This window comes from Pseudomonas sp. SDO5532_S415, assembly GCF_054071155.1.
The window spans coordinates 1-7841 of record NZ_JBSVWS010000218.1 but is presented as its reverse complement, the minus strand read 5'-3'; the positions used below and the strand labels follow the sequence as shown (position 1 = coordinate 7841).

Annotated in this window: 7 protein-coding genes; 1 reads left to right on the top strand and 6 read right to left on the bottom strand. The window is 60.9% G+C overall.

Translation table 11 applies throughout. The annotated features are described in order from the left end of the window. Positions 1 to 164 precede the first annotated feature (164 nt). The 6 genes from pepN to ACW9HW_RS27340 are packed head-to-tail and all read right to left on the bottom strand — an operon-like array spanning position 165 to position 6698. Positions 165 to 2822 carry an aminopeptidase N gene (pepN, locus tag ACW9HW_RS27365; RefSeq protein WP_457402420.1) on the bottom strand — a complete coding sequence of 886 codons (2658 nt, stop codon included), beginning with the start codon at positions 2820 to 2822 and terminating at the stop codon, positions 165 to 167. A gap of 10 nt (positions 2823 to 2832) precedes the next feature. Further along, complete coding sequence (locus ACW9HW_RS27360; protein WP_457402418.1) at positions 2833 to 3663, bottom strand: DUF2797 domain-containing protein; 831 nt, start codon at positions 3661 to 3663, stop codon at positions 2833 to 2835. Further along, on the bottom strand, positions 3660 to 3920 hold the full coding sequence (locus ACW9HW_RS27355; RefSeq protein WP_095194932.1) for a YeaC family protein: 261 nt from the start codon (positions 3918 to 3920) through the stop codon (positions 3660 to 3662). The genes ACW9HW_RS27360 and ACW9HW_RS27355 overlap by 4 nt, the downstream gene beginning before the upstream one ends. Positions 3921 to 3953: 33 nt before the next feature. Then, the gene (locus ACW9HW_RS27350; RefSeq protein WP_457402416.1) at positions 3954 to 4823 is read right to left on the bottom strand and encodes a rhomboid family intramembrane serine protease; all 870 of its coding nucleotides are present in this window, start codon (positions 4821 to 4823) and stop codon (positions 3954 to 3956) included. Positions 4824 to 4836: 13 nt separating this feature from the next. After that, the gene (locus ACW9HW_RS27345) at positions 4837 to 5811 is read right to left on the bottom strand and encodes a metallophosphoesterase (RefSeq protein WP_371917526.1); all 975 of its coding nucleotides are present in this window, start codon (positions 5809 to 5811) and stop codon (positions 4837 to 4839) included. Further along, a complete protein-coding gene (locus ACW9HW_RS27340; protein ID WP_034146463.1) occupies positions 5808 to 6698 on the bottom strand; it encodes an NAD(+) kinase in 891 nt (296 codons plus the stop codon). The genes ACW9HW_RS27345 and ACW9HW_RS27340 overlap by 4 nt, the downstream gene beginning before the upstream one ends. Positions 6699 to 6810: 112 nt before the next feature. On the opposite strand from ACW9HW_RS27340, the gene ACW9HW_RS27335 reads away from it, so the two are divergent. Continuing rightward, positions 6811 to 7761: a DUF1853 family protein gene (locus ACW9HW_RS27335; RefSeq protein ID WP_095194935.1), complete on the top strand. Its 951-nt coding sequence runs from the start codon at positions 6811 to 6813 to the stop codon at positions 7759 to 7761. Positions 7762 to 7841: the final 80 nt, after the last annotated feature.

The window sequence follows — 7841 nt, the reverse complement described above, 5'->3', positions numbered from 1 at the left end:
GTTTGACAAAAGGGACTCGCCGTAAGGGCGAAACCATAAGTGGCCGTTACCGCAGGAATGGATATGTACACCCTCCAAAAAAACGGTCGCCTGACACAAAGCCTTCGCGAGCAGGCTCGCTCCCACAGGATCCGGGTGAAACCTGTGGGAGAGAGATAACCCAATCAAGCCAGGCTCTTGCTGACCACCTCAAACACATCACTAGACAGTTGCCCCGAAGCCCGAATCCGTTCCAGCTCCCCTTTCATCAACGCCTGACGGGAACTGTCGTACTTGCGCCAGCGCGTCAAAGGCGCCAACTGCCGAGAAGCGATCTGCGGATTGAACCCGTTCAGCTCGATCACCAGATCCGCCAAAAAGCGATACCCGGAACCATCCGCCGCATGGAAGTTGATCAGGTTCTGCCCGGCAAACGCGCCGATCAGCGCCCGCACCTTGTTCGGGTTCTTGATGTTGAACGCCGGATGCTCCATCAACGCCTTGACCCGCTCCAGTCCACCCGGCAACACACTGCCGGCCTGGACGCTGAACCACTGATCCATGACCAGCGGGTTGTCACTGAAGTGCGCGGCGAAGCTGGCCAGCGCCTTGGCTTTCTGCTCTTCGAACGGCGAGTTGACCAGCACGGCCAGTGCGGTCAAACGCTCGGTCATGTTGTCGCACGCATCGAACTGCTCCAGCGTCGCCGCCAGGACTTCCGGTTTGCCGCTGAGCATCAGGTACGACAGCGCAATGTTCTGCAACGCACGACGGGCGAAGTGTTCGGCCTCGGCCACGTACGGGGTTTGCTTGGACAGGTCGCGGTTGGCCTGATAACGCAGCCACAGGCCTTCGAACAGCGCGTCGGCCAATTGCTTGCGGGCAAATTCGCGGGCGATGTGAATGGCTTCGACATCCGCCACGTCACTGATTTCAGTCAAGTACGCTTCGCTCGGCAGCGAGAGCATTTCGGCGACCATCGCCTGATCCAGCGACTCATCGGACAGCACCGTGCGCAAGGCCGAAACCAGTCGCTGATCGAGGACCAGCGCTTCGCCTTTCTGTTGCTGGGCGATCAGTTCTTGCAGCACCTGCACCGACAATTGCTGGCCGGCATCCCAGCGATTGAATCCGTCGCTGTCGTGCTGCATCAGGAACATCAGCTGATCGCGGTTGTACGGGAAGCTCAGTTTCACCGGCGCGGAGAAGCCGCGCAGCAACGACGGCAGTGGCTGTTCGGCGATGTCGACGAAGGTGAAGGTCTGTTCGGCTTCGGTCACCGAAATGACCCGAGAAGTACCTTGCGCCGCCGCTTCACCGGCAAGGCGCAGGGCAATTTCGGCGCCCTTGCTGTCCAGCAGGCCCAATTCAACCGGGATCACGAACGGCAGTTTTTCCACCTTGTCCGGGGTTTGCGGGCAGCTCTGGCGGAAAGTCAGGCTGTAGGTTTTCGCCACCGCATCGTAAGACTCGCTGACCGCAAGGCGTGGCGTACCGGCCTGGCTGTACCAGCGCTTGAATTGGCTCAGGTCGACAGCGTTGGCATCTTCCATGGCCTTGATGAAGTCATCGCAGGTTACGGCCTGGCCGTCGTGGCGCTCGAAGTACAGGTCGCTGCCTTTACGGAAGCCTTCGGCACCGAGCAAGGTGTGGATCATGCCGACCACTTCCGAACCCTTTTCGTACACGGTCAGGGTGTAGAAGTTGGAAATCTCGATGAAGCTGTCCGGACGTACCGCGTGGGCCATGGGGCCGGCATCTTCAGCAAACTGGTGGGTGCGCAGGTAGGCCACGTCCTGGATGCGCTTGACCGTGGCCGAGTTCATGTCGGCGGAGAAATGCGAATCGCGGAATACGGTAAAGCCTTCCTTGAGCGACAGCTGGAACCAGTCGCGGCAGGTCACGCGGTTGCCCGACCAGTTGTGGAAGTATTCGTGGGCCACGATGGCTTCGACCCGCTGGTGCGCGGCGTCGGTGGCGGTTTCGGCCTTCGCCAGCACGGCGCTGGAGTTGAAGATGTTGAGGCCCTTGTTCTCCATCGCGCCCATGTTGAAGTCGTTGACCGCGACGATCATGAAGATGTCCAGGTCATACTCGCGACCGTAGACTTCTTCGTCCCAGCGCATGGACTTCTTCAGGCTGTTCATCGCGTGCTGGCATTTGTCGATGTTTTCCGGCTCGACATAGATGCGCAGCGCCACGGTGCGCTCGGTCATGGTGGTGAAGGTGTCTTCGACACACCACAGATCACCGGCCACCAGGGCGAACAGGTACGCCGGTTTCTTGAACGGGTCTTCCCAGGTCGCCCAGTGCCGGCCGTCTTCGCCGGGACCGCTGGCGATCGGGTTGCCGTTGGACAGCAGTACCGGATAGCTGTGTTGCTCGGCAACCACGGTTGTCGTGAACGTGCTCATCACGTCCGGACGGTCAAGGTAATAAGTGATCTTGCGGAAACCTTCGGCTTCGCACTGGGTGCAGAACATCGTGCCGGACTTGTACAGGCCTTCCAGCGCGGTGTTGGTTTCCGGGTGAATGCGCACGCTGGTATCGACCGTGAACGTGGTGCTGGTCGGGTGCAGCGTCAGATGGTTCTCGGTCAACTGGTAGTCGGCAGGCGTCAGTTCGCGGTCGGCCAGGGTCACCGACAGCAGGTCGAGCTGCTGACCGTCCAGCACCAGCGGCGGCAGGCCCGGGCCACGCTCGGGATTGCGGCGCATCACCAGTTGCGCATGGACCAGGCTGTGGTCCTCGAACAACTCGAAGGTCAGGTGTGTTTCGTCGATCAGGTACTCGGGCGCCTGATAGTCCTTGAGGTAGATCATCTTCGGTTGTTCGGTGCGCATGCTGGAGTCCTTAACTATGCACGGCGAGCTGGTAGGCCGTGTACTTACGAATGTTGATCACGCCGGTATCGAAGATCAGGTATTGCCCCTTGATCCCCAGCAGCGTGCCTTCGGCAATCGGGTTCTTGTCCAGGTTGAAGCTGACGATCTTGGCCGGGTATTGCTCCACCGGAAAACGGATTTCAAGCGGTTCGACATCGCTGATCGTCTGGATCGCCTGCAGGCCAAATCGTTCCTGCAATCCTTGCAGGCCTTCGGCGCAGCTGTCGAACAAGTGGTCGCGAACCCCGGCCAGATCCACCGAAATCGCATCGCCCTTGAGCAAGGCGCGCCAGTTGGTCTTGTCGGCGACCTGACTGCGGAACAGGTCTTCGACGAAACCGGATTGCTGGCGGGTCGCGACGCGCACGATCGGCAACGCCTGGCTGGCGCCCTGATCGATCCAGCGGGTCGGCAACTGGGTGGCGCGGGTAATCCCCACTTTCACCCCGGACGAATTCGACAGGTAGACAATGTGATCGGTCATGCAGAACGTCTGGCCCCATTCCGGCTCCCGGCAGGTGCCGGCATCGAAATGGCAGCGTTCCGGGCTCATGATGCACACGTCACACTGGGCCAGTTTGGTCATGCACGGGTAGCAGTAGCCCTGGCTGAAACTGGTTTTGGTCTTGCGTGCGCAATGGATGCAATGGATCGCACCCAGGTATTCCAGGCGCACCGTGGTGCCGATCAACGGATTGACCGGAACCTCGACGTCGCCCAGGCGAAATGCGTATTGCACGTTCGGCCCGTCCAGGCGCGCCGACATTTTATTGATTGCACCGCGGCCAATCTCGATCAATGGATGGCATCCGATTTGAACAGGATATTCGGCACTTCGATCGACTTCGACGCACATTCCTGCGGGCCCATGTAGCCAGTGCGCTCTTCCTCGGGCAGATTCTGGATTTCCCAGGCGATCATCGCTTGCAGCGACAATTCGCGTTGCTCGGTGGTGAGCTTGCCACCGTCGGACCATTTACCGATTTCCACCGCCAGTTTCAGGCTCTGGTAGATGTCCGGGGTGATGTTCTTGATCATTTCGTTAAAAGAGGACATTGGGTCTCCGCGTTCTCTACTTACAAGACTGTTTCAGACGGCCAGTTTACGGCGGTTGTACAAACCACCCAACAAACCGGTCAAGCATCCGACGAGCAACCCGCTGACATGGGCCGCGTTGGCGATTTCACCGAAGCCGATCATCGAGACCAGCCCCGACAGGCACAGCAGCAACCAGACCAGCATCATCACCAGTACCCCGCGAGGCAGGCGATAAGCGGCGTTCGGCGACAACAGCTGGAAGATCCAGCAGTGTCCGAGCAGGCCGTACAGCACCCCGGACAACCCGCCGAACAGGCTCGGGCCGCTGAAAAGAAATTGGGTGTAATTGGATACAAGGCTGAACAGCAAGGTCAGGCCGATCAGGTTGACGCTGCCCTGGCGCGACTCGATGCGCCGTCCCAGCTCCCAGTACCACATGCCGTTCATCGCCAGGTGCAGGATGCCGAAGTGGATCAGCATCGGCGTGACCAGTCGCCACCACTGCCCCGCCGCCAGGCTGTCGGCCAAAGGCGTGAAATGGATGTACTCGCCGACGATGCGGAAATCGAGGAAGGTCAGCCAGTGCATCGTATCCAGGTTGTCGCCCAGCATCGTCAGCGCGCCGACCAGCAGGCTCAACAGCAAGACCAGCGCAGTGGCTTTGGCGTAGCGCAGCTGCACGACGAAACCCGGACGGCGAACGGTTTGTGCCACGGGGACATCCAGTTGCTGATCGGGATCGCCCTCCGGAAACCGCTCATACAAGGCGCGCACGTCTTCGCTGATGTTGTCCGGCACCCACAACACCTGCTCGCCCGCCTCTTCGCTGACCCGGTGCGGCACCTGCATGCGCTGCAACAATTTGACGAAACCGCTGAGGTCCACCGCCAGCGGCAGACGCAATACCGCCACAGCACTCATTGCAACCTCTCTTTCATTGCAAAACCTCTGGCCGCTCGACATCGACCCAGACAAATTTATGCGGATCGAGCCGCGTTTCCTGATCCAGCCGATAGGCGACCAGTTTGCCGTAGAGCACGGCGCTGTAATCCAGGCACGCCAGGTTCGGGCGGATCGGCGCGGGTTTGCCGCTGCGCCAGTAGTGGCCGACAAACAGCAACGGCTCGTCGATTCCGTAACGCAGCAGGTTGTTCTTTTCACTGGACGACAGCGGCGTTTGCGCCACCGGATCGGGCAGCGCATCGGGCTGGAACACGATGTCGCCATAGGTCTGCGGGTCGTCCTCCCAGAATTTGGTGCGGAAGAACGAACGGGTCAGGCCATCGCCGCTGGTCATGGTCAGGCCATGGGGCAGGCGCATGTCGGTGCCGCGCAGCAGGCGGTCGAACACGGTGCAGGCGAAACTGCCCGGCATGGCCGACGCCTGCAGGAAGTGTTCATCGACGCACCCATCGGGAAACAGCGCCCGCAGCGGTTCGATCAGGCCGGCGTCCCAACAGGCATGCACCACCCGGAAGCGTCCGGCGTCGACGAACAGCGGCAGCTCATAGAACCATTGCTGGAAGTCATGCCAGTCACCCGGATGATGTTCGAACTGGGTCAGGGTTTCATTCAGCAATCGGGCGTGGCGCGGCGTGTGCTCACGGACGAACTGCTTGCCACTGCCAGGCAGCGCCGGCGTGACCCAGCCCAGGGCGTTGAATTCATGGTTGCCCATGATGCACAGCGCCTGACCGGCCTCGACCATGTCGTGGACGATGTGCAGCGCCTCGCGAATCCGCGGGCCGCGGTCGATGATGTCGCCGACGAACACCGCCATGCGCGAAGGATGGCGCCAGACGCCACCTTGTTTGTGATAACCGAGCCGGTCGAGCAAATGCTCAAGGGTCAGAGCGCAACCGTGCACGTCACCGATCAGGTCGTAGCTACGCGCGGGATCGAGCATCAGTCGCCTCCACCACCCAACTTGCTGCCCCAGCCGAGCTTGGTCCGGCAGACTTCGTAGTAGTTGTGGTCGAGCGGGTGGATCAGCCGCAACTTCTGGGCTTTCTTGCTCACGGTGATGGTATCGCCGGGCGCGCAGGTAAAGTGGTTCTGCCCGTCACACGAGACTTGCGGGTAAATCTGCATATCCTTGGACACGACGATTTTCAGCTCACTGTTGCCATCGACCACAATCGGTCTGCCCGACAAGGTATGGGGGTACATCGGCACAATTACAATGGCGTCGAGCTTGGGGTGCATGATCGGTCCACCCGCCGACAGCGCATAGGCGGTCGAACCGGTGGGCGTGGCGACGATCAGGCCGTCGGCCTTCTGGCTGCAGACGAACTGGCCGTCGATGTACAGTTCGAACTCGATCATCCGCGTCGATTTGCCAGGGTGCAGCACCACGTCGTTCAGCGCATCGCCCTGGCCGATGGCCTCGGCATGGCGACGGACTTCGGCCTGCAGCAGGAAGCGGTTTTCCACCAGATAATGACCGTCGAGCACCTCGGCGACCTTGACTTCCAGCTCATCGGGACGGATATCGGTCAGGAAACCCAAACTGCCCCGGTTGATCCCCAGCACCGGGATATTGTGCTTGGCCAGCGCCCGGGCGGCGCCGAGCAGGCTGCCGTCACCGCCGACCACAATCACCATGTCACACACTTCGCCGAGCATCTTGCGCGACGAGGTTTGCAGGCCGTGGCCCGGCAGGACTTCGGCGATGGTGTCTTCGAGGATCACGTGCAGGTGACGATCGAGCAGAAACCGTTTCAGTCGGCGGACGGTATCGAGTACCTGCGAACTGCCGAGACGTCCGATGATGCCGATATTACGAAATTGCTCCATGGGGTCCCTAAGCTCTGCGACGGCGAAAAGCACGATTATGGGCGAAAGCTCGGGATAGACAAAATCCTTTCAGCGACAAGGATGTACTCCTGTTTGAGGCTATGCTCGCAAGATGATCCTATTTCCAGATTTGTTGCAGTTACCCCACCGGTTGCACCACCCCGAAGTGCGCGACCTGGCGTGGGTCATCCTGGCGCCGCCGATGCTCGCCGACACGCCGTGGCCGCAGCGCCATCCGCTGGCCGGCAGCGACTGGGTACAGGCGCCGGATCGCCTGGAACACTGGCTGCGGCGGCTGGACCAGGACAGCTACGGTTTGCTGCACTGGTTGTCCCAGGCCCGCACCCGGCGCCTGGGCCTTTACTACGAGCGTCTCTGGCAATTTGCCGTCGAACACGCACCGGGCATCGAACTGATTGCCGCCAACATGCCGATCCGCCGTGAAGGCCACACCCTGGGCGAGCTGGATATGCTGCTGCGCGACCGCGACGGCGTGCATCACCTGGAACTGGCGATCAAGCTCTATCTTGGCCCGCAGAATGGGGATGGACGCGACACCGCTCAGTGGCTCGGCCCCGGGTGCCACGATCGACTGGATCGCAAACTCACGCACCTGAGCCAGCATCAACTGCCGATTTCCGCCCGGCCGGAGAGCCGCGAAGTCCTGGCGGCACTGGATATCCGGCAATTCAGCGCGCATTTGTGGCTGGGCGGCTACTTGCTGTATCCGTGGCCCGGCCCAGCGGTGCCTCCGGGCGGTGCGCATCCACAGCATTTGCGCGGTCGCTGGCTGCATCAGAAGGATTGGCCCGAATTTATCGGGCAAAGTCCACCCGGTCGCTGGCAACCCCTGCCCCGCCATGCCTGGCTGGCGCCGGCGCATTACCCTGCCGAACAGACCTGGAGTAACGGGCAATTGCAGGCGTGGTTGAGTGAGTTGTCGCCCGTAGCACCGGCGCAGTTGTTGGTGCGGTTGACGGAAAATGCCAATGGCGACTGGGAAGAAGCCGAGCGGTTGTTTCTGGTGGCGGATCTTTGGCCGAACGTGCCGGGGCAAGGTTGAGATTTTGTAGTGACTGGACCGGCCTCTTCGCGAGCAGGCTCGCTCCCACAATTGGAATGCATTTCCCTGTGGGAGCGAGC